Source organism: Mobiluncus sp. (assembly GCF_985070215.1).
In genome coordinates this window covers 1-25008 of sequence record NZ_CFKZQR010000021.1, presented here as the reverse complement: position 1 = coordinate 25008, position 25008 = coordinate 1, and the positions used below count along the sequence as shown (strand labels likewise).

Annotated in this window: 22 protein-coding genes; 16 read left to right on the top strand and 6 right to left on the bottom strand. The window is 55.0% G+C overall.

Annotation, left to right across the window (positions count from 1 at the left end; translation table 11 throughout):
• From AC5LBQ_RS05565 to AC5LBQ_RS05550, 4 genes are read left to right on the top strand one after another with little or no spacing between them, the layout of a single operon-like run.
• Entirely contained in the window at window positions 1-1833 is a 1833-nt protein-coding gene (locus tag AC5LBQ_RS05565; protein ID WP_493264864.1) for a proteasome accessory factor PafA2 family protein, read from the top strand.
• On the top strand, window positions 1830-2018 hold the full coding sequence (locus AC5LBQ_RS05560; RefSeq protein ID WP_295027035.1) for a ubiquitin-like protein Pup: 189 nt from the start codon (window positions 1830-1832) through the stop codon (window positions 2016-2018). Before AC5LBQ_RS05565 ends, AC5LBQ_RS05560 begins: the two co-directional genes overlap by 4 nt.
• Window positions 2015-3376: a proteasome accessory factor PafA2 family protein gene (locus tag AC5LBQ_RS05555; protein ID WP_493264863.1), complete on the top strand. Its 1362-nt coding sequence runs from the start codon at window positions 2015-2017 to the stop codon at window positions 3374-3376. Before AC5LBQ_RS05560 ends, AC5LBQ_RS05555 begins: the two co-directional genes overlap by 4 nt.
• 58 nt (window positions 3377-3434) lie before the next feature.
• Window positions 3435-4064: a TetR/AcrR family transcriptional regulator gene (locus tag AC5LBQ_RS05550; protein ID WP_493264862.1), complete on the top strand. Its 630-nt coding sequence runs from the start codon at window positions 3435-3437 to the stop codon at window positions 4062-4064.
• Here the strand turns inward: AC5LBQ_RS05550 and amrB are convergent.
• Together amrB and AC5LBQ_RS05540 are read right to left on the bottom strand one after the other, a co-directional pair.
• Window positions 4037-5503 (bottom strand): AmmeMemoRadiSam system protein B, encoded by a 1467-nt coding sequence (gene amrB / locus AC5LBQ_RS05545; RefSeq protein WP_493264861.1) that lies wholly within the window; start codon window positions 5501-5503, stop codon window positions 4037-4039. The two genes, AC5LBQ_RS05550 and amrB, sit on opposite strands and share 28 nt — an antisense overlap.
• Before the next feature lie 120 nt (window positions 5504-5623).
• Window positions 5624-6040, bottom strand: a complete 417-nt coding sequence (locus AC5LBQ_RS05540) for a hypothetical protein (protein WP_491680885.1) — start codon at window positions 6038-6040, stop codon at window positions 5624-5626.
• A 156-nt stretch (window positions 6041-6196) separates the two neighbouring features.
• Here AC5LBQ_RS05540 and AC5LBQ_RS05535 point away from each other — a divergent pair, with 156 nt between their 5' ends.
• The 3 genes from AC5LBQ_RS05535 (at window position 6197) to AC5LBQ_RS05525 (ending at window position 11417) form a co-directional block, all read left to right on the top strand.
• Window positions 6197-8527: a 6-phosphofructokinase gene (locus AC5LBQ_RS05535; RefSeq protein WP_493264860.1), complete on the top strand. Its 2331-nt coding sequence runs from the start codon at window positions 6197-6199 to the stop codon at window positions 8525-8527.
• A 105-nt stretch (window positions 8528-8632) separates the two neighbouring features.
• The gene (pgi, locus tag AC5LBQ_RS05530) at window positions 8633-10306 is read left to right on the top strand and encodes a glucose-6-phosphate isomerase (protein WP_493264859.1); all 1674 of its coding nucleotides are present in this window, start codon (window positions 8633-8635) and stop codon (window positions 10304-10306) included.
• A gap of 124 nt (window positions 10307-10430) precedes the next feature.
• Entirely contained in the window at window positions 10431-11417 is a 987-nt protein-coding gene (locus AC5LBQ_RS05525; RefSeq protein WP_295027022.1) for a malate dehydrogenase, read from the top strand.
• Window positions 11418-11523: 106 nt separating this feature from the next.
• Here AC5LBQ_RS05525 and AC5LBQ_RS05520 read toward each other — a convergent pair whose 3' ends face one another.
• Window positions 11524-13110 (bottom strand): alpha-amylase family glycosyl hydrolase, encoded by a 1587-nt coding sequence (locus AC5LBQ_RS05520; protein ID WP_493264858.1) that lies wholly within the window; start codon window positions 13108-13110, stop codon window positions 11524-11526.
• A gap of 344 nt (window positions 13111-13454) precedes the next feature.
• Between AC5LBQ_RS05520 and AC5LBQ_RS05515 the strand changes: the two genes are divergently transcribed.
• The 3 genes from AC5LBQ_RS05515 to AC5LBQ_RS05505 all read left to right on the top strand — a co-directional run bounded on the left by AC5LBQ_RS05515 (window position 13455) and on the right by AC5LBQ_RS05505 (window position 16809).
• On the top strand, window positions 13455-14744 hold the full coding sequence (locus AC5LBQ_RS05515; RefSeq protein ID WP_297346245.1) for an ABC transporter substrate-binding protein: 1290 nt from the start codon (window positions 13455-13457) through the stop codon (window positions 14742-14744).
• Window positions 14745-14929: 185 nt separating this feature from the next.
• Window positions 14930-15901, top strand: coding sequence for a carbohydrate ABC transporter permease (locus tag AC5LBQ_RS05510; RefSeq protein WP_297346246.1), 972 nt, complete (start codon window positions 14930-14932; stop codon window positions 15899-15901).
• Window positions 15898-16809, top strand: coding sequence for a carbohydrate ABC transporter permease (locus tag AC5LBQ_RS05505; protein ID WP_493264857.1), 912 nt, complete (start codon window positions 15898-15900; stop codon window positions 16807-16809). The genes AC5LBQ_RS05510 and AC5LBQ_RS05505 overlap by 4 nt, the downstream gene beginning before the upstream one ends.
• Window positions 16810-17435: 626 nt before the next feature.
• Here AC5LBQ_RS05505 and AC5LBQ_RS05500 read toward each other — a convergent pair.
• The 3 genes from AC5LBQ_RS05500 to AC5LBQ_RS05490 all read right to left on the bottom strand — a co-directional run bounded on the left by AC5LBQ_RS05500 (window position 17436) and on the right by AC5LBQ_RS05490 (window position 19237).
• The gene (locus tag AC5LBQ_RS05500) at window positions 17436-17813 is read right to left on the bottom strand and encodes a type II toxin-antitoxin system death-on-curing family toxin (protein ID WP_295027000.1); all 378 of its coding nucleotides are present in this window, start codon (window positions 17811-17813) and stop codon (window positions 17436-17438) included.
• Window positions 17810-18052 (bottom strand): type II toxin-antitoxin system Phd/YefM family antitoxin, encoded by a 243-nt coding sequence (locus AC5LBQ_RS05495; RefSeq protein WP_295026998.1) that lies wholly within the window; start codon window positions 18050-18052, stop codon window positions 17810-17812. Before AC5LBQ_RS05495 ends, AC5LBQ_RS05500 begins: the two co-directional genes overlap by 4 nt.
• Before the next feature lie 213 nt (window positions 18053-18265).
• Complete coding sequence (locus AC5LBQ_RS05490; protein ID WP_491680921.1) at window positions 18266-19237, bottom strand: sugar-binding transcriptional regulator; 972 nt, start codon at window positions 19235-19237, stop codon at window positions 18266-18268.
• Window positions 19238-19429: 192 nt separating this feature from the next.
• Here AC5LBQ_RS05490 and AC5LBQ_RS05485 point away from each other — a divergent pair, with 192 nt between their 5' ends.
• Genes AC5LBQ_RS05485 through AC5LBQ_RS05460 form a run of 6 tightly spaced genes read left to right on the top strand, consistent with a single transcriptional unit; the run spans window position 19430 to window position 24962 of the window.
• Window positions 19430-20419, top strand: coding sequence for a phosphotriesterase family protein (locus AC5LBQ_RS05485; protein WP_295026995.1), 990 nt, complete (start codon window positions 19430-19432; stop codon window positions 20417-20419).
• 1 nt (window position 20420) lies between these two features.
• Window positions 20421-21074, top strand: a complete 654-nt coding sequence (locus AC5LBQ_RS05480) for an orotidine 5'-phosphate decarboxylase / HUMPS family protein (protein WP_491680920.1) — start codon at window positions 20421-20423, stop codon at window positions 21072-21074.
• Window positions 21071-21961, top strand: a complete 891-nt coding sequence (locus AC5LBQ_RS05475) for an L-ribulose-5-phosphate 3-epimerase (protein ID WP_491680919.1) — start codon at window positions 21071-21073, stop codon at window positions 21959-21961. Before AC5LBQ_RS05480 ends, AC5LBQ_RS05475 begins: the two co-directional genes overlap by 4 nt.
• 3 nt (window positions 21962-21964) lie before the next feature.
• Window positions 21965-22636: an L-ribulose-5-phosphate 4-epimerase gene (locus AC5LBQ_RS05470; RefSeq protein ID WP_299293752.1), complete on the top strand. Its 672-nt coding sequence runs from the start codon at window positions 21965-21967 to the stop codon at window positions 22634-22636.
• A complete protein-coding gene (locus AC5LBQ_RS05465; protein WP_297722409.1) occupies window positions 22633-23580 on the top strand; it encodes a sugar kinase in 948 nt (315 codons plus the stop codon). The genes AC5LBQ_RS05470 and AC5LBQ_RS05465 overlap by 4 nt, the downstream gene beginning before the upstream one ends.
• Before the next feature lie 29 nt (window positions 23581-23609).
• Window positions 23610-24962, top strand: a complete 1353-nt coding sequence (locus tag AC5LBQ_RS05460; RefSeq protein WP_491680918.1) for an MFS transporter — start codon at window positions 23610-23612, stop codon at window positions 24960-24962.
• Window positions 24963-25008: the final 46 nt, after the last annotated feature.

Genomic DNA, 25008 nt, shown 5'->3' with positions numbered 1-25008 from the left:
ATGCTGAGCGTGAAACGCATCATGTCGATAGAAACTGAATATGCCTTGAGCGATTTCCCCGCCGGTCCCACTCCGGAGGCGGGGGATTCTGAAACTCAGGCCGCGCAACAGGCGGAAGTCTTGGCTCAACGCTTGTGGCGCACTTGGGCTCTGGAGGAAGCGAAAACACCGGGGGTGCCGGTGACGAACCACGTTCCCGATCCGGCAGGTGCCGCCGTCTCTTGGCAGATGCTCCCCGGAGCCGGCACTCGTTTCGACTATTCGGGAGAGCATCCGGAACTCGACGCCGAGGGTAAAGAACACCACGACTTGCCTCCCGAGGCACGGACGAACGAGGAACTCGGCGCCGTCCTGACCGGCGTGAAAACTCGCTGGGTTACGAAAGTTGATGCGTTTGGTCAACACTACTACCGCGGCAACTCCACCATTGCTCCCAACGGAGCGAGGCTCTACGTCGACCACGGTCACCCCGAATATTCCGCGCCGGAATGTCTCGGGCCTCTCCAAACAGCTCTCTACGACCGTGCCGGAGATGAAATCATGACCCGCGCGGCCCAGGCTCTGCGTGACAGTACTTCCCCTGACGAGGCCGGGGCGAAGGCTTTAGTCTTAAAAAACAACACCGATGCGCACGGCTCGGCTTGGGGGGCGCATGAAAACTACCTCGTAGAACGCAGCGTGGAATGGCAGCTCTTGGTGGACCTCTTTATGCCGTACTTAGTGTCTCGCCCGATTTTTTGCGGCACGGGACGTCTCGGGCTGGGCCAAAACAGCGAAACCGCGGGTTTCCAGGTTTTCCAACGCGCGGATTTTATCGAAACCGAAGTTTCCCTGATGACGACGCGGGAACGCCCCATCGTCAACACCCGCGACGAGCCCCACGCTACTCGCCGCTATCGGCGGTTCCACGTCATCACCGCGGATTCCTCGATGTTCCCTTATTCCACTGCATTACGCACCGGGACGGCCGCGCTGCTGTTGAGTCTGGCCGAGAACCTTCCCGAACGGGCTCGTGAACTCGCCGATAGGTGGGCGCTAGCGGATTCGGTAGCGGCAATTAAGGCCTTTTCCCGCGACGTCACGTTGCAACAGGCTTGCCCTCTGAAGGCCGGGGGAGCAGCTACTGCGCTCGAGATTCAGCAGGGATATCTGGAGTTCATTCGTGAAGTTGGCTTTGAGGCTGGCTCTGGGGCATCTCAGCAGGCGGACAGTGAAACCAAGTGGGTAATCGAGAACTGGGAACGGGTCTTGAACTCCCTCGAGGCAGGCTGGCGCGAATCCACTGCCCTCGTAGAGTGGTGTGCGAAACTCGCGCTCTTGGACCGTAAGCGGGACCAACTGGGCTGCGGCTGGGACGACCCCAGATTGGCCTTGTTGGATCTGAGATTTTCCATGGTTGATGAGGGCTTGTCTCTGGCTCGCGCGCTGGAGAGGGGTGGTTTCGAGCCGATGTTTGCTCTGGAGGAAATCCAACAGGCCTCTCGGGAAGCGCCGGCAGAAACCCGCGCCGGAGGACGTGCCGAGCTGTTGCGGCGTTTCCCCGACCAGCTCTGGGCGGCGTCTTGGATGGCGATTTTGGTTGACATCGGAAAGCCACAGTTGGTGCGGGTTCAGTTCCCCGACCCACACCACCCCACTCGCCAGGAAGTCCAGAAAGCCGTGGAGATTTGCGCGGCCAAGCTCGGTTCCGAAAGCGAGGACCAGGGGAAACTCGTCGCGGAAGTCCTGCAAGCCCTGGGAGTAGAATTGCCTGCGGATTTGAAATATTACTCTTGGGACGAGGGCTACTACGCCAGTGAGAGTTTTAAAGAGCAATTTGAGAAAGGGAAATGATGGCGAAACAGATTCAAGAAAGCCACTCCGCCAGCGAGAACGAATCGGTTGAAGAGGTCGAACTTGCTCCGCAGAATAAAATCTCCGAAGACAAACTCGATGCGTTAATCGAAGACATCGAGGACGTCTTAAACGTAAACGCTTTGAGTTTTGTCCAGAACTTCAAGCAGCAGGGCGGACAATGACACGTCTCGGAAGGGTATGTGGCCTCGAAACCGAATATGGTGTGACCAGCGTCTACGTCTCCGATGATTCCGGCTCGGAGGAACCACCGCTAGACGTAGAGGCGGCCGTGAAAGAGATTTTTGCCAGTACGGAGCGAGCCGTGCGGGTTCCTCACGGGTTTCTCTCCAACGGGGCGAGGCTCTATGTCGATATTGGAGAACACCCCGAATATGCCGGTCCCGAGTGCCTTGACCTCGCAGATGTTGTGGCCCAAGATCTGGCGGGGGACGCGATTATTCAAGATTTAGTTGATATTGCCAATAATAATTTGGTGAACCGCGGCATCCGGATTCACGTCTTGAAAACAAACGCTGACTCTTGGGGAAACAGTTTTGGCTGCCACGAAAACTATCAATACGGAGCGAACACCCCGATTTCGATGCCCGCTTTTGTGTCGTTCCTGGCGGCTCGCCAAATCCTGTGCGGAAGCGGCTGTATAGACGAGGAAGGAAAATATTGCTTTAGTGCGCGGGCTCACTATATTACCGAGGCAGCCTCTGCTGACCCCACCCACCACAAGGCTTTTATCAACACGAAAGAGGAACCTCACGCGGATGCCTCCCGCTGGCGTCGCTTGCATGTGACCTGCGTAGATTCAGCCATGTTGCCCGTAACAGTCGCTTTGCGAACTTTCCTGGCCGACCGATTTTTGCGTCTCATGGAGGAAGGCACGAGGGAGGAGGATCTTTTCGTCCTCGACGATCCGGTTGCGGCCATGAAAACCTGGAATTACGACCCGAATGCGCGGATGTCCGCACGGCGTGGGGACAGCGCGGTTGAGGTCAGTTGTCCGGAACTGTTGCGAGAAAGCGTGAATCTGTTTCCTGAGGGCGATGACGAATTCGGTTTGGGGGACGTGGTCGCTCGCGGCGTGTTAGCTCTGAGCGAAGGGGATCTCACAGCCTTGAGTGGTGAACTCGACTGGTCGCTGAAATATCAGCTACTTTCCCATGTCACCGCTGGTGAGGCGAATTTTGCTGGGGCCAAAGCCCGGCGAGCAGAGTTAGCATTTCACGATTTATCAAAGCAATATGGGCTTCGTGAGAGGCTTTTGCAGTCGGGAAGTGTGCAGCCGCTGGTAAGTGAGAGTTGCATTGCCCGGGCTAAGACGATTCCTCCTGCCAATACCAGAGCGTTATTACGTGGAAAAGTGGTGGAAGCGTGTGACCTTGCTGACCGGAGTGCCTCAATCGGATGGTCCTACGTGCGGTTAGACGACCCCCCGAGCCCGCAGATCGACTTGCTGAATCCTCTCGAGAGTGAATCCGCAGAGATTTCACAGCTACTTGCAAAAATTGCAAATTTGGAACAAAAATAGGTAGGGCTAGTTACACGACCGAAAATCTGTTTCGCTAGCTTACATAGGGGAGAGGGAGTTGAGTAATTTGAGCATTGCTAGTGATTCTAAACAAATAGATACCAGGACCAGGATATTGACCGCGGCGTCTCAGATACTGCGCCGCTCCTCGCCCAGCGCCCTGACCTATCGTGCTCTGGGGAAAAAAGCCGGCTTGCCTCATTCCACGATTGAATACCATTTCCCCACTCGTGAAGATTTGCTGATGGAGGCGGCGAGCCTGAATGTAGAGGTTTGGGTGGACCGGGCTCGGAAAATCCGCGATGAAGCGCTGCAACTTTCTCCCCAGGAACTGCGCGACAAGCTGCCCGAGTTTTTGGTCGCCGCGGTGCTTCCGCAAGCCGCGGATATTCAGTACATACGTACCTACCTGTTGCACGGACTGGTCCTGGCTGAGCACCAGGTTATTGTGGAAAAGACTCGTGAGGGACGCGCCCGCTTTGACGAATATGTCGCGGATATTCTGCAGGCCGCCGAATGTTCATGTTCGCCCGACGTCATAATTTCCATCATTGACGGTTTGGCTTATGAAGCAGTCTCAGAGGGCGGCGAATTTCCCCAAGATGTCGTGGAAAAGCTGCGTAGTTTCTTGCTTTCCTGCCCGACTATGGCCGCGGCCGCTCAGGCTTCGGCCTCGCCCCAGGCTTGAACCTGATACGTTTCGAGCTTAATTTCCGGCCCGAATTCCTCTGTGCCCAGCCCGGCTTTATACATGAGTTGCGAGATAAAGTCGTGTACATCGGGTAGCTCACTCCAGACCTGGGGCAGGAAAGTCGCCCGGTGGAAACCGCGGCGCAAAATGACCCCGTCTATACCGGGGCGCAGCCGGGACAGATAGGAGTCGTTGCTTTCCCCCTCGAAACGTTCAAAAGCCTGAGGTTCCGTGAGGACTGAAACCTCAATCTTAATCTGATCGAGTTCCGAGGCTTGCAGAGGCGGGAACCGCGGGTCTTCAAAAGCGGCAGCCAAAGTGTTCGCGGCGATGTCCTCACTGAGTATTCGATGCGGAGCTAGCGAACCGATACATCCGCGCAGCTGCCCGTGTTTTGTCAAAGTCACGAAAGAAGCCCCGACCGAACGCAGCAGCAACTGCAAAGCACGGTCCGACTCGCTGAACTTGCCTATGGTATTCATAGAGCCGATACGATTGCCATCCTGGAACGCATCAATCAAAATTTCGCGTGCTATCTGGGGCAGCAGCGAGCCGTAACGATCCGGGATGCCGAATTCATCCTCCGGCGGATTGTACTTCCAGAAAGCCACGGAGGAATAACCAACAACCCGCGATTTACCTCCGGCGGTGTCCCCAGAGCTGGCGTTCATCAGCAGTTGCGGATGCCATTGCAGCCGGCGCGCCAAACGAATCAGGCCGGACCAAGCGTAAGCACCGCAGGCTTGACGCGGATCGAGGGGGTACTCTAACGACATGACTTGAGATAAGGTCGTGGTGTCAAGTTTGCGCGCCTCGTCGTAGCTCAGGTAGTGGGACAGATCCGAGGACACGACAATCAAGGTATCGTCAGGATTCTCTCCCGGAATTGAAACCAGAGTTTGCAGGCTTTCGCAAACCTCCTCCGGGGTGCAATCTCCAACCGCTAGGGGCACGATAGAGAAGTCTAGGTCGCGGAAAACGGTTTGCAGGAAGGGCAGCTGGACTTCCAAGGCGTGTTCCTCCACGTGGGAGGGCTCGAAAAACTCTGCGGCGGAACTATGCTCCACCAGGTATTGTTGGGCCTCCTGGTCCACCGGAACTTCCCCCAGGGGAGTGGCGAAAGCGGCAGCTTCGCTCAGTGCGATACCGCGAAATCCGACGCGGTGCGTGGGACCGGCAATGACGACACGTCGGGGACGCAAGGTCCTGACGAGCTGGTAGCCGACCGCGGCGATGAGACCGGAATAGATGTATCCGGCGTGGGGAACCTGCACCGCCATCAGTTGCCGCAGAGGTCTGCCTTGTGAGTCTTGCGAAACATCGTTAGTGATGAGGGAAGCGGCCTTTTTCAGCAGGTCGTCAACCGTTTGTCGCAGCTCACCTGGATCCTGGGGGTAAAAAGATCCTGCTACTGCTGGTTCACGCACGAAACTCATGATTCCATTATTCCCAAAAAATAGCAGTTTAGGGCAAATTCGGTCTTTTTTACCGGTAAGGCAAGAAAGTGGGGGCTCCGAATAGGTAATCGGAGCCCCCCGGAAAGCAGCCGCAAGCGGTTACACGGAAGGAAGAATGCTGGCTTGAACTGCTCTGCCGATAGCCAGGGCGATACCTGGCAAAACGATAACCACCAGGAAAATAATCAGGGGCATGGTCTTGGGGTGGGACTTAATGAGAGCGACCAAACTCAGGATGAAAGCAACCAGGTTCAGTACTCCCGCAATCCCTACGAACACCAGGAGCTGATTCCCGGCCTTGTCGGCGACATCCATAGCGCTGGACAACTCGTCCAGACCCATTTGGCTAATGTCCCCACCAGTCGCGGCCGCGACCTGTTGACCCGTGATGATGTGACCGGCAAGCATGAGGATGGAAGCCACAATGCACAGTGCCAACGCCACAAAAGCCAGCGTTTTTTTCACTTCGGGCTGAGGCGCACCAGGCCCAGCGGGCGTGAAGTTTTCAGTAGACATGGATTACTCCTTTGCTCGTTTGTTTCGTCAATTCTTTGACAGGTTACGTTCAGCTTAGGGACGTGAAAGTTCACGTTTAACACCCAAAAGGGTGAAAAATTCGAGAGAATAAAACCAGGCCGAATGACCGGCACAGAATCGAGGGGAGAGATACCGATGGGTGAGTCTGCGAAACCGGCAAAGAACGGGAAATCTAACGCGAAACCGAAGACGGTAAAGCCGGAACAGGACATTCGCATTGGCATTCTCACTTCTGGTGGAGACGCTCAGGGCATGAACGCGGCGGTGCGTTCCGCGGTGCGTTCTGCCATAGTTTTAGGAGCCAAGCCGTTCGCGATACGTGAAGGCTGGTTGGGTGCGGTTCAAGGCGGGTCCTGTATTCATGAGCTGACCTGGGGTGACGTGTCCAATACGATTTCCAAGGGCGGTACCATCATCGGCACCGCGCGCTGCCCGGAGTTTCGGGATTGGGAAGGGCGCCTGAAAGCCTGCGAGAACCTGGTTAAAAACGGCATTGACCGGCTCATTTCCATCGGCGGCGACGGGGCGCTGCGAGGAACGGAAGAACTGCGCCAGGACTGGCCGAAGCTATTGGAGCAGTTGGTGAAGGAAAAGCGCCTCAGCGCCGCCGCAGCCAAAGCCCACCCGTCCTTGTGCATTGTCGGCATCGTTGGTTCTATTGACAACGACATGGCGGGCACAGACATGACGATTGGCACCGATTCGGCCTTGAATCGCATCTTGGCGGCTCTGGATCAGCTTTCTTCCACCGCCGCCTCCCACCAGCGCACCTTCGTGGTGGAAGTTATGGGACGAAACTGCGGCTATTTAGCTTTGATGAGCGCCGTGGCGGGCGGTTCCGATTATGTACTGATTCCCGAAAATCCCCCCGCGCCCGGCTGGGAAGACGATATGTGTACGAAGCTCAGCGAAGGGCGCAAGCACGGGCGGCGCGATTCCATTGTGGTGGTGGCGGAAGGGGCAAAGGACCAGGACGGTCAGGCCATTACCGCCAACTATGTCGCCGAGGCTATTGAACAGCGCACGGGAGAGTCCGCTCGAGTCACCATCTTGGGACACATTCAACGCGGGGGAACACCCTCGGTATATGACCGGTGGATGCCCACCCTGCTGGGATATGCCGCGGTACAGGACGTAATTGGGGCAAAGCCGGGAGATTCGGCCAAAGTGATGGGGGTGCGCTACAACCGGATTGCCCGGCTGGACCTGACCCAGACCGTGGCGGCGACCTCGAATGTTCACGAGCTCATAAAGGCTGGAAAATATGACCAGGCTATCGCCTCGCGGGGGACTTCCTTCACCGATATGGTAGAGATTTTCCGGGTCTTGTCCACCCCGCCCTCGCTGCTGAAACCTTTGCCTCGTAAAGCGAAAAAAGTTGCCGTGATGCACGTGGGAGGTCTGGCTCCGGGGATGAACGTGGCGGCCCGGGCTGCAGTTCGTTTCGGACTGCAGCGTGGCCTGGAAGTCCTGGGTATCGAGGGGTCTTGGCAGGGGCTCATTGACGGCAAGGTTCGCAAACTGCTGTGGAAAGACGTGGAAGGCTGGGACTTCCGGGGTGGCGCGGAACTGGGAACCAAACGAGAGGTACCCACGATAGAACAGTTCTATGCCATCGGCCGCTCGATTGAAAACCACCATATCGACGCGATGGTGCTGATTGGGGGCTACAACGCGTATCTGTCCGCCCAAGCTATCAGCGGGGAGCTGAAGCATTATCCGGCCCTGAAAATACCGATGGTCATTGTCCCGGCATCCATCGACAACAATCTTCCGGGAGCCGAAATCTCCATCGGAGCGGACACTGCACTAAACAATGCGGTGTGGTCCATGGACCTGATGAAAGAATCGGCTGCCGCTTCAAAACGTTGTTTCATCACCGAAACTATGGGGCGCCACTGCGGCTACCTGGCGCTGATGAGTGGAATCGCCGCCGGGGCGGAGCGAGTTTACCTCGAGGAAGAAACGATTAGCTTGGAGACGCTGGGCAAACATGCCACCGAAATGCGCGAAGCTTTCGCAAAAGGCCGTCGCCTCGCCCTGGTAGTTCGCAACGAACTGGCTGGGGGACACTACGACATGCGATTCATGGCCAAAGTGTTCAAGCAGGAGTCTCAGGGATGCTTTGACGTTCGTACTGACGCGGTGGGGTATTTGCAGCAGGGTGGGGCTCCCTCCCCCTTCGACCGGCTCCTCGCGGTGCGGCTGATGTGGGAAACGATGTGCCACCTCGATGCCGCCCTGGATTCCGGGCAGTGCGCCATTGAATATATCGGTGAGGAAAACGGTCAGATGGCGTACCACGACATTTCTCAGATGGAGAAACAAGTTGATTCAGAAAAGCGCCGTCCCATCAACCAATGGTGGATGGGCTTGCGGCCCCTGATTGAAGTGATGGCCAGCTCAAATCCGCCGGTCAAGGACTTCCCCCTACCGGTCATTGACATGAGCGGTCCGAAGTCCTAACTTACAGCTCTTGGTTTGGATGACCCACCACAAACCGTGAGAACAGCAACGTAATGAGCCGCGGGAACGGTCCCGGGCAGACTATTGAACAGAAGGGATAACTCAATGGAAACGAAAGACCCGACAACCCTGGCAGCGTGGAAAGACCTCAATGCAATGGCCGCAGGCTTCCACCTGGATTTGCGCAAAGCCTTTGCGGCCGACCCCGCCAGGGCAGAAAACCTCTCATTCTCGGCCGCGGATTTGCACGTGGATTTGTCAAAGAACCTGATTACCGGAGCCGTTTTTGAAAAACTATTGGAACTTTTCGCCCAAGCCGGGGTGCGCGACTTGAGCGAGGCCATGTTCAACGGCGAACACATCAACAACACGGAAAACCGGGCCGTGTTGCACACCGCGCTGCGGGCTCCCGCTGGAACCCAGCTGGTGGTAGACGGCAAGGATGTTATCGCTCAGGTACACGAGGTCTTGGGGCGAATTTACGACTTCGCCGACTCGGTGCGTGACGGGTCTTGGGTTGGGGTCAGTTCCAAACGTATCCAGACCGTGGTTAATATCGGTATCGGCGGCTCTGACCTGGGTCCCTACATGGCTTACGAGGCGTTGCGGCCTTTCGTGAAGCCCGGCCTGGAATGCCGTTTTGTGTCCAACATTGATCCCACTGACATTGCGGAAAAAACCCGTGACCTGGACCCGGAAACGACCCTGTTCATCATCGCTTCCAAGACTTTCACCACCCTAGAAACCATCACTAACGCGAAAGCCGCCCGCACCTGGCTGCTGCGTGGCCTGCAGGAACGCGGTGTCATCGACAAAACCGAGGAGGCGGCGAAAGACGCTATCTCCAAGCACTTTGTGGCGGTGTCCACCGCCTTGGACAAAGTCGCGGACTTCGGCATCGACCCCCGCAACGCCTTCGGTTTTTGGAACTGGGTGGGCGGACGCTATTCCGTGGATTCCGCGGTGGGAACGTCTCTCGCGGTGGCCATCGGTCGGGAAGGCTTCGAGGAATTTTTGGCTGGTTTCCGCGCCATCGACGAGCATTTCCGCTCTACCCCGCCGGCGTCGAACGTGCCGTTACTGATGGGCTTACTGAACGTGTGGTACTCCAACTTCCTGCACGCCCAGACTCACGCGGTGTTGCCCTATTCCCAGTATCTGCATCGTTTCCCCGCCTATCTGCAGCAGCTCACGATGGAATCCAACGGGAAACGGGTGCGTCGAGACGGCACCCTGGTCAGCTACGATACCGGTGAAGTATTCTGGGGAGAGCCCGGCACGAACGGCCAGCACGCCTTTTACCAGCTGATTCACCAGGGAACTCGGCTGATTCCAGTCGACTTTATTGCCTTTGCCCGTCCGACTTGGGACCTCACTGACAGCGAAACCGGGAAACGTCAGCACGAACTGTTCCTGGGTAACTTCTTTGCCCAGAGCGCGGCGCTGGCTTTTGGGAAAACTCCCGATGAGGTGCGGGCGGAAGGCACGAAGGAAGAACTGGTGGCACACCGGACTTTCCCCGGCGACCGACCCTCGACTTCCATCATGGCGCCGGCTCTCACCCCGAAAGTGCTGGGGGAGCTCATCGCCCTGTACGAGATGATTACGCTGGTCGAAGGCGCAATCTGGGGTATTGACTCCTTCGACCAGTGGGGAGTGGAGCTGGGCAAGGCAATGGCCATCGATCTGGGTCCGGCCATCAGCGGAGACGCCGAGGCTTTGGCACAGACAGACGCTTCGACCCGGGGGCTGCTGGAATATTATTTCGCTCACAAGTAAGCAGGTGAAATTCCGCGTTTTTTCAAGGCGTTCGGTTTACCCTCAGCGTGGCTTTTTGCGCTAAAGTAATGAATGCTGACGCTCAGAGTGGAAGCGTTTAACACGATACAAAGGAGTTAAATCAATGGCTAAAAGTCCTGTAAATGTTACCGTCACCGGTGCTGCTGGCAATATCGGATACTCGCTGGTATTCCGCATCGCCTCCGGCGAAATGCTCGGCCCGGATCAGCCGGTTCGTATCAAAATGTTGGAAATCACCCCGGCTCTGAAGGCTGCCGAGGGCACTGCCATGGAACTGAATGACTGCGCTTTCCCTCTGTTGGATGGTATCGACATTACCGACGACCCCAACGTGGCGTTCTCGGGCTGCAACTTTGGCCTGTTGGTCGGTTCGATGCCGCGTAAGCAGGGCATGGAACGTGCGGATTTGATCAGCGCCAACGGCGGTATTTTCGGTCCGCAAGGCAAGGCCATCAACGATAACGCCGCTGATGACGTGCGTATTTTGGTGGTGGGTAACCCGGCGAACACCAACGCGGTTATTGCCGCGGCCTCCGCCCCGGATGTTCCCGCCTCGCGTTTCAACGCCATGATGCGCCTGGATCACAACCGAGCCATGAGCCAGCTGGCTGAAAAGCTCAGTGTGCCGGTGTCCACCATCAAAAAGATGATTGTGTGGGGCAACCACTCTGCTGACCAGTACCCGGACATCTCTTTCTGTGAGGTGGACGGCAAGCCGGCGTGCGGCCTGGTCGATGAGGCTTGGTTGGACGATTACTTCGTTCCGACCGTGGCAAAGCGCGGTGCGGCCATCATTGAGGCTCGCGGCAAGTCCTCCGCTGCCTCAGCGGCTGCCGCGGCTATCGATCATATGCATTCCTGGGCTTGCGGCACTCCCGCGGGCGATTGGGTCACCGCCGCTATCCCCTCAACTGGCCAGTACGGTGTTCCCGAGGGTCTTTCCTACGGCTTCCCCGTGACCTCTGACGGTAAGGAATGGACCGTTGTGGAAGGCCTCGAACTCTCGGATAAGACCAAGGCAAAGATTAAGTTCAATGCCGACAAGGCAGCCGAGGAAATCGACACCGTGAAGTCCCTGGGCATTATGTAAATCGTCGCCAAGATTTCTCAGTTTGGGAGCCAGATTCTGGCTCCCAAACTGGTTTAACCACAACTCAGAATACGGTGCCCCAGAAAGCCGGGGGACAAGGGTCGCGTTACAGAATCGCGAAACTTTGGGGTCCGAGCTGCAGCGTGGTTCCCGCCACTCGAGCCGAACCGATACTAAAACGCACCGGGCGCGCTTGTGCCAGATCATATTCTGCGGTAGCGTGCGCCGGATTGACCGCCACAATCAGGTCTTGCGCGGCATTCTCCCTTTTGAAAACAAATAAACGCTGGTTCGGCTCGGCGCTGAGGACCGTGAAAGCACTGTCAGCCGCCAAAGCCGGGAGTTCTCGCTTGCATTCCAGCACGCGCGCCACCGTGTGCCACAAAGAATCCGGTTTGGCTTGTTGCGCCGCCACGGTGGGAGCGTCTGCGCTGGTATCGACCGGCAGATAGAGGTCCGCTGGGGCAGCCGTAGAAAATCCCAGGTTATCACTGCTATCCCACTGCATCGGGGTGCGGGCACCGGTACGCACATAACCACCCTCTTTGGTGGGCAGCAGCTGGTGGCGCAGGCCAATCTCATCCCCGTAATAGATAAACGGAACTCCGGGCAGGGTCAGTATCGTTGCCCACGCCAAGCCGAGTTCGCGTTCGGTCAGTCGGGGCGCCACCCGCCAAGTATCGTGATTACAGGTGATGAGGCTGAAAAAGGCTCCGGATTTCTCGGCGGCGCGCAGCTGCGGCTCGTATTGCTCCAAGAATCCACAGATGTCGGTGGGGGCGTCCGCGTTGAAGTAGCTCAGGTCGTTTTCCCGCACATACGGGGTGTTCGTGTTGCGCAGCAGGATGTTGTAGCCGTTAGGGTGATTGTCCCATCGCCAATCCAGGTAAAAGTCCATGTCAAACCCGGCCTGGACCGCTTCGTAGGGCACCCCCCATTCGGCGACAAACGCGGCTTCAGGGAACTCGGGGCGAATCTGGTCAAACATATAATGCCAGGTCTTGATGGTGTACGGTTTGCCCTCGTCATCGTGTTTCACCAGGGAGTTTGCCATGTCTACCCGGAATCCATCGGCGCCGGCAGAGAGCCAGAAACGCATGACGTCCACCATTGCGTCACAGGTCTTCCGGGCCGAGGGACCTAAAGCCGGGTCTTGCCAGGGATATTTCGGGTGAGCCCAACCGTAGTTCAACGCCGGTTGGCATTTGAAAAAGTTGAGGATATAGGTTCCATCGCGTTCCGTTTCCCCGCCAATAAAGGGATAGCCGTCGCCCCCGGCAATCCAGGAGTCGGTCCACACGTAGCGGTCCGAAAACTCGTTGGGTTCGGGGCGGGCGCTGGATTGGAACCAGGCGTGTTCTTCAGAAGTGTGGCCGGGTACCAGATCCAACAGCACGCGAATCCCGCGGTCGTGTGCTTGGTCGAACAGTCTCACCAGGTCCTCGTTGGTGCCGTAGCGGGGAGCCACCAACTTGTAGTCGCGCACATCGTATCCGGCGTCCTTGAAAGGCGAATCAAACAGGGGATTGAGCCACAGGGCGTCGACTCCCAACTCTTTTAGATAGTCCAGCCGGGAAATAATGCCTGGAATATCCCCGATGCCGTCCCCGTTGGAGTCCTGAAAACTCTGGGGATAAATTTCATAGAAAACCGCGTTATCCAGCCATTTGGGACGAGGGTATGAGGTATTCACAGGGATCCTTTCCGGGCTTCACTATCGAGAGGTCGCAAGGACCTCAAAATATATTACAGAAGGCTCACGGCATTGTGTGCGTTTCCATATGTCAAAGCGGTGGGTGGCGCACCCTGTTGCTTTAGGCCGGTACGGGCTGCCTAGACACACGGCGGGAACGCCCTTGAGCTGACCCAACATTGACCAAAAACCTCCGTCGCGTGGGGCCCCGAAGGTAAAAACATAATGTTGCGGCTCCTTTTCATCAAGACCTGACGGAATATATGAGAGAATGTTACTTGTCCCTGACGGGTGAAGATGCCCTCTGGGGATAACGACAATGAAGTTAACTGATTGGAGTTTCAATGCGAAAGCTCATTGCGGCTGCGGGCGCTCTGGCCCTCGGTCTAACTATGACAGCCTGCTCTTCGGCTTCTGACGCCGGTAAAGACGGTGGCGACGCCGCTGGCAGTGCCTCTCAAGTGGGTGTCGTGACCTGGTGGGAGCAGGGCTCTGAGAAACAAGGTTTCGATGCCTTAAAGGAAGTCTTTGCGGAACAGCACCCGGATGTGGAACTGATTAAGCAGTCCGAATCCGGTGGTGGCGGCACCAACGCAAAGCAGAAGCTAGCTGCGGACTTGGCGGCAAAGAACCCGCCAGACACCTATCAGGCTCACGCTGGCGCCGAGCTTTCCTCGGATATTGCCGCGGGATACCTGGAGGACGTTTCTGGCTTGTACGACGAGTTCAAGCTACGTGACGCCTTCCCAGCTGACCTGGTAGACCTCCTGACTGTGGATGGCAAGATTTACTCCGTCCCCTCTAACATTCACCGTGCAAACGTAGTATGGGCCAATGTTGAGGTCATGCAAAAGGCCGGCTTGGATCCCAAGGCTCCGCCGACAGATATCAAGGGCTGGATTGCTGATATGGAGAAGCTCAAGGCTGCCGGTGTGCAGTACCCGATTACGGTCGGCGCCACTTGGACTCAGCTGCAATTGCTGGAAACCGTCCTGATTTCGGACTTGGGTACCGATGCTTACAACGGCTTGATGAATGGCAAGACCGATTGGAGCGGCCCGGAAGTCAAGGCTGCTTTGGATGATTACGCCAAGATTCTGACCTACGCCGATCCGTCACTGCTCTCAGAGGACTGGGAACCTGCCATGAAACCGGTCATCGAAGGCAAGTCTGCCTACAACGTGATGGGCGACTGGGCTCCTCCGGCTTGGGAGAACGCCAAGATGGAATGGGATAAGGACTACGTGACTTTCCCGGTTCCGGGCAGCGACGGCGTGTTCGACTTCCTGGCTGACTCCTTCACCCTGCCGGTGGGCGCGAAGCACCCCGATGGCACGAAGGCTTGGTTGAATACCATTTCCTCCAAGGAAGGCCAGATTGCGTTCAACTCGGTCAAGGGCTCCATCCCGGCTCGTTCCGACCTGACCGACGATGAATTGTCGAAGTTCTCGGATTACCAGCGCTCCGCGATGGAATCCTTTGGTAAGGACACCATCGTTTCTTCTATCGCTCACGGTGCGGCTCTGCCCTTGGCAGCCACCGAAAAGATGAAGAGCGCTCTGGGCAAGTTCAACTCCAGCAACGATGTTGCCGCTCTCCAGAGTGAGTTGGCTGCAGCGGCTGCTATGAAGTAGCCCTCAAACAGGCAAGTCTTTACGCCGGCGGGTTTTTTCAAAATCGTAAAAGCCCGCCGGCGTAAGGCTGAACTGGGGCGCATCAACCGACCTTGTGCAGTCGCCAGAGGCGAGCGGAGAACCTTGTGCACACCGATGCGGACCCCAAAATCTCAATCACATCCACACACTATCTAGGGGACAAAATGTCAGGCAACGCCGCCGTCAAGACACCTGAAAAGGCTAGGGCACCGATGAAGCGTAAACGAGCACGCAGCTCGAACGGGATTAAGCAGTGGGGACCCGGGCTGTTACTGGTGTCGCCATCTATCATCCTTGTGGCTATTTTTGTTTACGGCTTGTTGGGTTCTAACTTGGTAACGTCCCTGCAGGACAACCACTCCGCGCCGCAAGTTTCGGGAGTGCAACCGGTTAACTTTGTGGGGTTTGCAAACTTTGCGGCGTTATTTGCGGACAAGGATTTCCAGCATTCCTTAATTAACCTGCTGATGTTCACGGTAATGTTCCTGGTGGGCACGCTGTTCTTTGGGTTCCTCTGGGCTTGGCTTTTGGATAAACCCATTAAAGGCGAAGGGATTTTCCGTTCCGTTTTCCTGTTCCCGATGGCGGTATCGTTCATCGCCTCCGGCGTGGTGTGGCGCTGGATGCTGAACTCCGCTCAAGATGAGAACGCCTCCGGTTTGAACCGTTTGCTCCAGATGGTTGGCCTGGGCGGATTGCAAAATGACTGGATTGCCAACCCCACCTTCGGGGTGCTGGCGGTGGGGATTCCCGCCGTGTGGCAGCTCTCCGGCTACGTCATGGCTCTGTTCCTGGCAGGATTCCGCGGGGTTCCCGACGACTTGCGGGAGGCCGGGCGTGTGGACGGCGCTAACGAATGGCAGCTGTACCGCTACATCATCTTTCCGCAGCTCGCGCCCGTAGCGCTCAGCGCGGTCATTATCATCGGGCATATGTCGCTGAAGTCTTTCGACTTGATTATGGCGGTCGCGGATCAGACTTTCTATCAGACCAAGGTTCCGGCCATCGATATGTATAACTTCATGACGGTTTCGGATTACTCGAACGCGGCCGCAGTCGGCACGGTCCTGTTGGTGATTGTGGCGCTGCTGGTGGTGCCCTACTTGATTCACGATGCGAAGGAGGCCAACCGATGAGTTCCGCCGCTACAATCGACGCGGGTGCTGCCGCGATTACGACAAAAAAGGTCAACTCCAATGGTTCGGTAGGGAAGAAGCGTGGCGGAGTGAGCGTCGGCAAGATTATTCGCTACGTGTTCCTGATTTTCTTCCTCGCCATGGTTCTCATGCCGGTCTACGTGCTGTTGATCACGTCTTTCAAAGGTGCGGGGGAGGCCGACCCGTCCCGGACTTGGTATCTGCCTGCTGAATGGAACACCGATAACTGGGCTCGGGCCTGGGAACAGCTGCAGGGCGGGCTGCTGCGCTCGCTGATGATGGTCATTCCGTCCTCGATTATCTCGGCCATGCTCGGCTCCGCTAACGGTTTCGTCCTGTCCCGCTGGCGATTCCCCGGAGCGAACGTGGTGTTCACCCTGATTCTGTTCGGGATGTTCATTCCTTACCAGGCCGTCATGATTCCTATGATGCGCATGGTGGTGGCGTCCCAGATTGGTTTCGGGATTCACACCCTGATTTTGATGCACATCATCTATGGCATCCCGATTACGACCCTGATTTTCCGTAACTATTACGAGAGCGTGCCGCGAGATCTCATCGAGGCCGCGCGTATCGATGGGGCGGGAATGCTGCGCACGTACTTTAACGTGGTGTTGCCGATTTCCATTCCGTCCTTCGTGGTGGTGCTGATTTGGCAGTTTACTTCCGCGTGGAACGACTTCCTGTTTGCCCTGTTCTTTGGCGGCGGTTCCCAGCGCGGTCCGGTGACCCTGTCCCTGAACGAGCTGGCGCATGGCTCTATCATGGCTGACTACGGCGGTTCCATGGCGGGCGCCCTGATTGCCTCCGTCCCGACGCTCCTGGTGTACATCGCGTTGGGCAAGTACTTCGTCGGCGGCATGATGGCCGGCTCCGTGAAGGGGTAATCCAGGCCGTTTGCAGTGGTCGCCTGCACAGAGTGCACACCGCGATTCCCGCACCTGCGGGGATGAGCTCACGCTGTTGCCAAACGTACCTCTGTTCGGCGCTGTAGCCGAAGACCGCGCCAGTCTGCGCCAACGAGTCGTGGAAAAACTCCAAACCCAGTTTGATCGCTTTTACGTGCTGTAAAGTTCGTTGCAATTCGAGCCAGCGCGGTATTTGCCGCAGTTTCTATCGCGTGAACACTCTAGGCTCCGAGATTGCCGCACGCAACGACGTGTACCACGTCATCGCGCGTGTAGCTAAGTTTCCCTGCGGTGACGACCAGTAAAACTGGCGGGTTATCTGCGCCGGCGACGTATCGTTCATTGAATTTCTTTAAATGTGTGGGGGTACTTTTCTGTCACGTTTTTCCTGGTCATGAGCGCGAGTCGTCAATTTATCGAAGTTTCAGTCGTCAATTTATTTGGATTCCAGTCGTCAATTTAGTGAGTCTGTCTTCGTACCGGTTTCACTAGGCCCTTCTGTCAAAACGCAGTGCTAAAACTAGCGAAACGCAGTAAATGCATTCTGGCATCGCAGCGAAAATTAGGTTGACAACGCTCTGCGCGCCATCACCGGCGAAATGTGACTATTTAAGGTGAGCCTGCACCCACTCCAGCAGGGTGGGGTAGTCGGCTCTGCCTGCTGCTATGTCGAGGATGATAGCAATCAAGTCATCATCGTTGTATTTCAGCTCAATTTCGTTTAGAGCAAGGAAAACTAGCATTGCGTGGGTGCCGATGCGTTTGTTGCTGTCTTGGAAAGCGTGGTTTGCAATCAGTCCGTAGCCCAGGCGAGCCGCTTTTTCGACAACAGATGGATAGAGTTCCGCCCCTTCAAATGTTTGAAAAGGAGCAGTCAAAGCAGAATTCAAAAGCCCTTCGTCCCGTAGGCCCGGAGTCCCGCCGCTCTCAGAAACAAGGTGCTTATGCAGGGCCAAAATTTGAGATTTTGAAAGGATTTTCATTTGGCTAGCTCTTCGTACACGTGGCGATTGCGTTCCATGATTTGCTTCGAAGCGGCCAAGACTTCGGAGTCGCTAGCTTCTTGGGGCATATCCAGTCGGTTGAACTCAATGATGACGTAACGCGGCTCGTTATTCTTCATAATGACAGCGCTCCCGTGTTGGTCAACCAGCCTGGCGACCTTGGAAAAGTTTTGATTCGCTTCTGAAATCGGCACCAAAGTAGCGGTATCAATGTTCATTTTCCCTCCCCTCAACTCCTTAATTATGCAATAAATTCTAGGATTAATAAATGGTCCAAATTGGGGAAGCTTGCGTTGAAGGAATACTCCCCGATCCAGAGTCACCAAGTCTGCTCATCCTTTACGAAAGGATTAACTACCAATCGAAACTGATGCCAAACAGCAAATGTTTTGTCAAAGGCTGTGGGCACATGGAATCGAAAGAAATGCTTTTCAGTCGGTGTTGTAATTCTCAATCAGAGCCAATGCGGTGTACTCATCGGTGACCAGGGCATCCGCATAACGCCCGGTCAAAATAGCGTGTAAGGCGTCCACCTTTTCCTCTCCATAGGCAATCGCCACGACGAATGGAATGTTGCGCAACTGGGCAGGCTCTAAACAGACCGTGCGTTGACAGAGAGTGGTGTCTACGTGGTTGCCTTTTGCGTCGATGTAGTGTCCGCACAAGTGTGCCACGGCGTGCTTTTTCTGTACCTCGCGTTGGATATTTTGCGTAATCCACTTTCTGAGAATAGGGCTTGAACCGCTTTCTTTTACTGAACCAACACCGACCAAAGCCGCATCCGCTCGGGCTGCAAGATCCAAAGTTCGAGATACCGAAGGCTCCTGGCGCATAGCTCGGGCGGCTAATTCCGTTTCGAAAACTAGGGGAACGGGCAGTGTCCAATAGTTTCCACCGAGTCTTTTAGCCATGTTGCGGCACAGTTCCGGGCTGTCAATGAAAGGTAATTCGCTTCCCGTCATTCCCAGGATGGGTACCACGCAAGAGGAAATCCAGTGATGACGTGGGAGTTGGGCAACAGTTGCGGCTACGGCGCGGCCATTGGAGATGGCAATAGTCGAGCGGGAAGAGCAGTGCGACAGCAGCAACTCTGCGGCTAGTCTGCCGGTAGTAGATTCTGTATTAGTCGCACTAGCCGCTGAAACCCGTACTTCCTTGATTCGGTACTTGCTGCTAATTTGTTTTTCCAGTGTGGCCAAGCGCTCGTGGGGGTGCGATATCTCGATGTGTACCATACCGCAACGTTTGGCTTCTGCCAGCAGGCGGGAGACGGTCACTCGCGAGTAGCCGATCTCCTCGGCAATCTCAGACTGTTTGGCGTCGTCCAGGTAGTATCGCCTGGCAACGGTAAGTAGAAGCTCAAAGTGCTTTCTGTCATTCACGGGACTTTCTGAACTGAACATATGTTCATTATAAGTAATCTTCTTGATAACATCTACAGTGATTACCTCAGGTAACGTAAGGTTATTTAACAATACCACACACTCTTGTGAACAAATGTCCATAAGAGTGATTGTTTTTACCCGCATAGTCACCCTAGAGTGTGTAACACGATCCGATGAGGGATCACTACTGGCTATTCGAAGGAGAATTTCATGAGTATTGCAAGAACTATTCAGGGTGATGTTGCCCCAGAATCCCTCGGCGTGGTTAATGCCCACGATCACCTGATTCGCATCGGTGCTGGCGAAGTCTACATTGATGGCGACCACTTGTTGGCTGATGTCGATAAGGCAGTCGAAGAGGCCACCTATTTTGCTGAAGCTTCGCTGAAGTGGAGCGAACATGGCGGCACCGTGGTGGACATGTGCCCTGCTAATTCCGGTCGAGATATGGAAAAATTGTTGGAAGTCAACAAGCGTGTAAAGAATCTGCAGATCATTGCCACTACAGGTTTTCATCGGGAAAAGGTGTATTTGGAAACGCGTTCCCACTGGGTGAGTCGCTACACGGTGAACCAGATTGCCGACTTGCTCATCAAGGACATCACCGAAGGCATCGACCGCCACGACTACTCCGGTCCTATCGTCGAACGTACGAACATTAAGGCCGGGTGTATCAAGGTTGCGACCTCCTACGGCATGATTACGGACTTTGAACACAAGTGCATGGAGGCTTGCGCCATCGCTTCGATTGAAACAGGTGCGCCAATCAACACGCATACTACTTTTGGTACCTGCGGTCTGGAACAGGCGCAGGAGCTCATCAAACTGGGCGTTCCCGCCGATCAGATTGCCATCGGACATATTCAGCGCAACGCGGACGTGTGGTATCTGAAGCAGATTCTGGAGACAGGTGCATGGCTAGAAATCGATGGAACAAATCGTATTAAGTACCAACCTGATTCAAACCGCATTATGGAGTTGCGTGAACTGGGCGAGATGGGCTACGGCAAGCGCATCATGCTGGGCACCGACTCCGGCAAGGCTTCCTACCAGAAAGCGTACGGTTCTGTGACTGGTGTTGACTACAACCCGGCTGTGGATGGCCCGCGCATGTTGGATGAGGGATTCGATCCAGATTACGTGAAGGACCTGCTCATGTACAACGCGCAGCGGTTCTTTACCATGCGGAAGGACAGCTAAGATGGCACCCCGTCTACAGATTGCCCTCGACACCCTCACCATGGAGGATGCGTTGGCACCCCTGCAAAAGGCCCAAAGCCAAATCGACATCATTGAATGCGGCACTATCTTGATTATCAATCAGGGACTTCGTGCGGTTCGTGAAATTCGGGCTTTGTTCCCGAATCGGCCGATTTTGGCGGATGTGCGTATCGCGGAAGCAGGTTCGCTCATCTCACGCAACTGTTTTGAAGCGGGTGCGTCGTGGGTGTCTTGCGTGGCTGGAGCATCGCTGACCACTATCGAACAGGTAGTGCAGGTGGCCAACGAGTTTCACGGTGAAGTTCAGGTCGAATTGGCCGAAGAACATTACACCTTGGAAAAAGCCAAGCGATGGGCTGATATCGGTGTGAAACACGCCATTGTGAAGCGTTCTCGTGATTTGGAGGCCGCAGGCAAACTGGAATGGGGCTCCAAGGACTTCGACCGTATTGCCGAGCTGAAAAACCTGGGATTCACGGTAACGGTTACTGGCGGCATCACCGTCGAGGAATTGGGTGTTTTTTCCGGACATAATCCCGACATCGTGATTGCAGGACGATCCATCGTCAAGGCTGAAGACCCGTTGGCCGCAGCCACCGCACTGCAAAACAAGATTGCGCAGGTGTGGGGATGATGGCGCGTCGCAAAGAATCTGCAGTTACGCTCGGAATTTACGAGAAAGCGCTGCCCAGCAATACAAACTGGGAACAGTTCTTTGCTGCTGCACACCGTGCGGGATTCTCTTTCGTTGACCTTTCTATTGACGAAAGTGCAGAGAGGTTGGCGCGTCTGGACTGGGATTATTCACAGCGTCAACTGGTGCGAGAAGCCGCGAAAAACTCAGGTATTCGCCTCGGGGGGATTTGCCTGTCCGCACATCGAAGCATCATGCCTGGATCTCGAGATACCCAGATGCGCCAGCGCGCCCTGGATCTCTATTACAAAGCGATTGATTTCTGCGTAGACCTGGGGATTCCAGTCGTTCAAGTAGCGGGATATTTTGCCTATTACGAGCCAGACGATCCCGAGGCGCGGGAACGCTACCTCGAAGTACTGGCTCAAGCGCTGCCGTATGCGGAGCAGCGAGGCATCATCCTTGCTATTGAGAACGTGGACGGCAACGACTTGGCAGCGATACCAGACGCCATGGAAGTTCTGAAAGAGCTGCCTTCTCCGTGGCTGCAAATTTATCCGGATATCGGAAATATTGCGGAGCACGGGGGAGATGCCACTACTGAACTCGCGGCTGGAGAAAACCACATGGTGGCTATCCATGTAAAGGATGTGCTGCCGGGGCAACCTCGACGTATTCCTCTCGGAGAAGGCGTCGCGGACTTTTCCGCGGCCTTTTCCGAATTGGCACGGCAGCGCTGGAGCGGTCGCATCATGTTGGAAATGTGGAACGACGATTCCCCCGATTCCATTGACAAATGTGTTGCTGGAAGGGAATGGCTGCAAACTCGTCTGCGAGAAGCCGGCATTACCGTCATCAGCCCCGAAATCATTCCAGAGAGGAAGTGAGCAATGATGCTGCAAGAGTTACGTGAACAAGTGTGCGAGGGAAACCTTGAGCTACCGCGGCACAACCTGGTCGCCTGGACAGGGGGAAACCTCTCGGCGATTGATGAAGAAACCGGATACATCGTCATCAAACCTTCAGGTATGCGTTATGAGGAAATGACTCCTGACGACATGGTTGTGGTTGCTCCGGATGGAAAAGTCGTGGAAGGCAAACACGGACCATCTTCGGACACTAGCTCTCACCTATACGTTTACCAACACAGAAAGGACGTTAAATCAGTCATACATACGCATTCTCGTTATGCTACTGCTTTTGCGGCGATAGGAGAGCCAATCCCTTGTTGCCTAACGGCTATTGCTGACGAGTTCGGAGGACCAATTCCTTGCGGGGGATATGCTCGCATCGGAGGGAACGAAATCGGTGAAGAAATAATCCGTTCTATTGGTTCTGCTCCGGCCATTTTGATGAAACAACACGGCGTTTTCACCATCGGTCCCAGTATCAAAAAAGCCTTGCAAGCAGCAGTAATGGTCGAAGATGTCGCTCGCACCGTAGCTATTGCTCGCACTATTGGACAAATCAGTGATTTGCCCGCAACAGAAATATCCGCTAACTATGACCGTTACCAAAACCGGTACGGGACTATGAATGCAAGTTTAGGAGTTCGACAATGATGTACGACTTAACCACAATAGGTGAAGGTCAAATTCGTTTGACTTGCCATAAAGGTGAACGTTTGGCTTCAGCTAGCAGCCTGCGTATGACGGCAGCCTGTTCGGAGGCAAACGTTTCGGGGCTACTGGCTCAATTAGGACGTCAGACAGCTTGGTGCACTGTATTGCCCAAAGGAGATTTGGCTAACCGGGTGCTATCTGAATTTCGCTCGGTAGGCGTGGATCTCTCTAATGTGGTGATGCGACCAGATGGCCGAGTGGCGCTATATTTCCTGGAACCTGGGGAATACCCGATGCCTTCTAAAGTTACCTATGACCGCCTCCACACTCCGTTTAGAGAGATTCAGATTGAGGACGTGAATTGGGACAGTATGCTGGACACCCGTTTAGTATTCGTCACCGGTATCACCGCCGCCCTCACTGAACACACTGCAAAGGTACTGGCGTATTTCGTGGACAAAGCCCACGAACGGGGGATTGATATCGCTTTGGATGTTAATTACCGTTCGCTGTTGTGGGATGGAGACCAAGCACGGAAAGTATTGGAACCTATGGCGAGGAAATCCTCAGTCGTGTTTTGTTCCCGCCGCGATGGTGAATCTGTTTTTGGAATCACTGGCAATGGCGAAAAGGTCTGCCATGACCTGCGAGAAATGCTGGAAGTACCGATTGTTGTTTCCACAGATCAGTTGGATGGAACTTATATCTCAACTGCTGAAGGGCAGACAGTATTCGAGGTAGAGCGTGTCCCCGTTGTGGATCGTCCAGGAGCTGGAGATTCTTTTGTGGCTGGAACTATTCACGGATATCTAGATGGAGATATTCAAGCCGGTGTACGCATAGGAATGCGCACCGCGAAGTTAGCACTCACTCATCATGGAGATTTAACCTACGTTAATCCCGGTGAGCTTATAGCCGCTAACACCTCAGATATTGTTCGTTAGATTCTCATTTACTCGAAAGGAAATATGTAATGAGTAATGTTAAAACTGCTATGCAGCAGATTGATGAACGCCCGCTTACGGGTCATCAGCGGAGCTTGATTGCGTTGACTGTGGTGGGCAATATTTCGGAGTTCTTCGACCTGTTCCTCATCGGTTTCGTAATCGCGCTGCTCATGAAGAGTCCAGGGTGGGAACTCACGGGCTTTCAAGCTGGTATCATCGGTGCCGCCTCCGGTGTGGGTACGGTCATAGGTGCTATCATGTGGGGTCGCTTAGCTGACAGTTTCGGACGTAAAACAGCTTTTGTGGCGTGCATTGTCGTGTTAGTAATATTTACAGCTCTGTGCTTAACGGTTATGCCCGGTCAATGGCTGATGCTGACTCTATATCGTATCGGCGTCTGTATTGGTGTAGGCGGTCTAAATATCACCTCGATTCCTTTTGTACAGGAATTTGTTCCATCCAAACAGCGTGGTCTGTTAGCCGGTCTAACCTCCGTGTTTATTCCACTAGGTATCTTTCTCGGATCTTTGGCAACCAAGATCCTCGGGGAACCACTGGGATGGAAGGGCTTGGTAGCTCTAGGGTGTTTCCCCGTAGTGCTGGTGGCTTGGGCGTTCTTCGTTCCGGAATCTCCTCGATACCTGATGTCTCGCGGACGGGTCGAAGACGCTCGTAAAGCCTACGCCTGGGCGATGAACATACCGGTAACAGAAGTCGGTGAATTGCCGGAATATGAACAAAAACCAGCTGCCTCCTACGGGGTAATTTTCTCTAAGTATCCCAAGCAACTAGCTATCGTTACCTTTGGTTCTTTCTGTTTCATTTTAGGCGCTTTCACGATTCAGTCTTGGGGTCAGGCCATTCTCAGCGAATCCTTTAAGTTCGACATTGGAACGGTGGCTTACCTGTTCATGGGGGTATCTCTAGCCGATTTGCTGGGTCGTCTAGGCTCGGCGTGGATTTCAGACCATATCGGTCGGCGTAAAACCATGCTGGTCTGGGGTGTTCTGGGTGGTGTTGGCTGTCTGATTGCAGCATTTGCAAGTCAAATTCAGGGTTCCTCGGCAGGGTGGATTTTCTTCCTCGGTATCCTGATTGCCATGGCTTTTGGAGATGGTGCTTTCGGTATCCTCAACGCTTTCGGCTCTGAGCAGTTCCCGAACGAGGCTCGTTCTACTGGTCTGGGGTTGGGATACGGCATTGGTGCTACCGCCAAAATCTTCGGTCCCTATCTGGTCGGAGCCATGATTGGGGGCGGGAAACCCACGCCAGAAGTTGTGTTCGTGCCGTTCATTATTTTCGCAGTATTGCTCTTCATTGGCGCCGGTATCTATATGCTGGCTAAAGAAACGAAGGCTATGCGACTCGAAGATGTCTAAATCTACCATCTAATTTCGCACAAAGTTTCGGGGGGGGGGGGGGGGT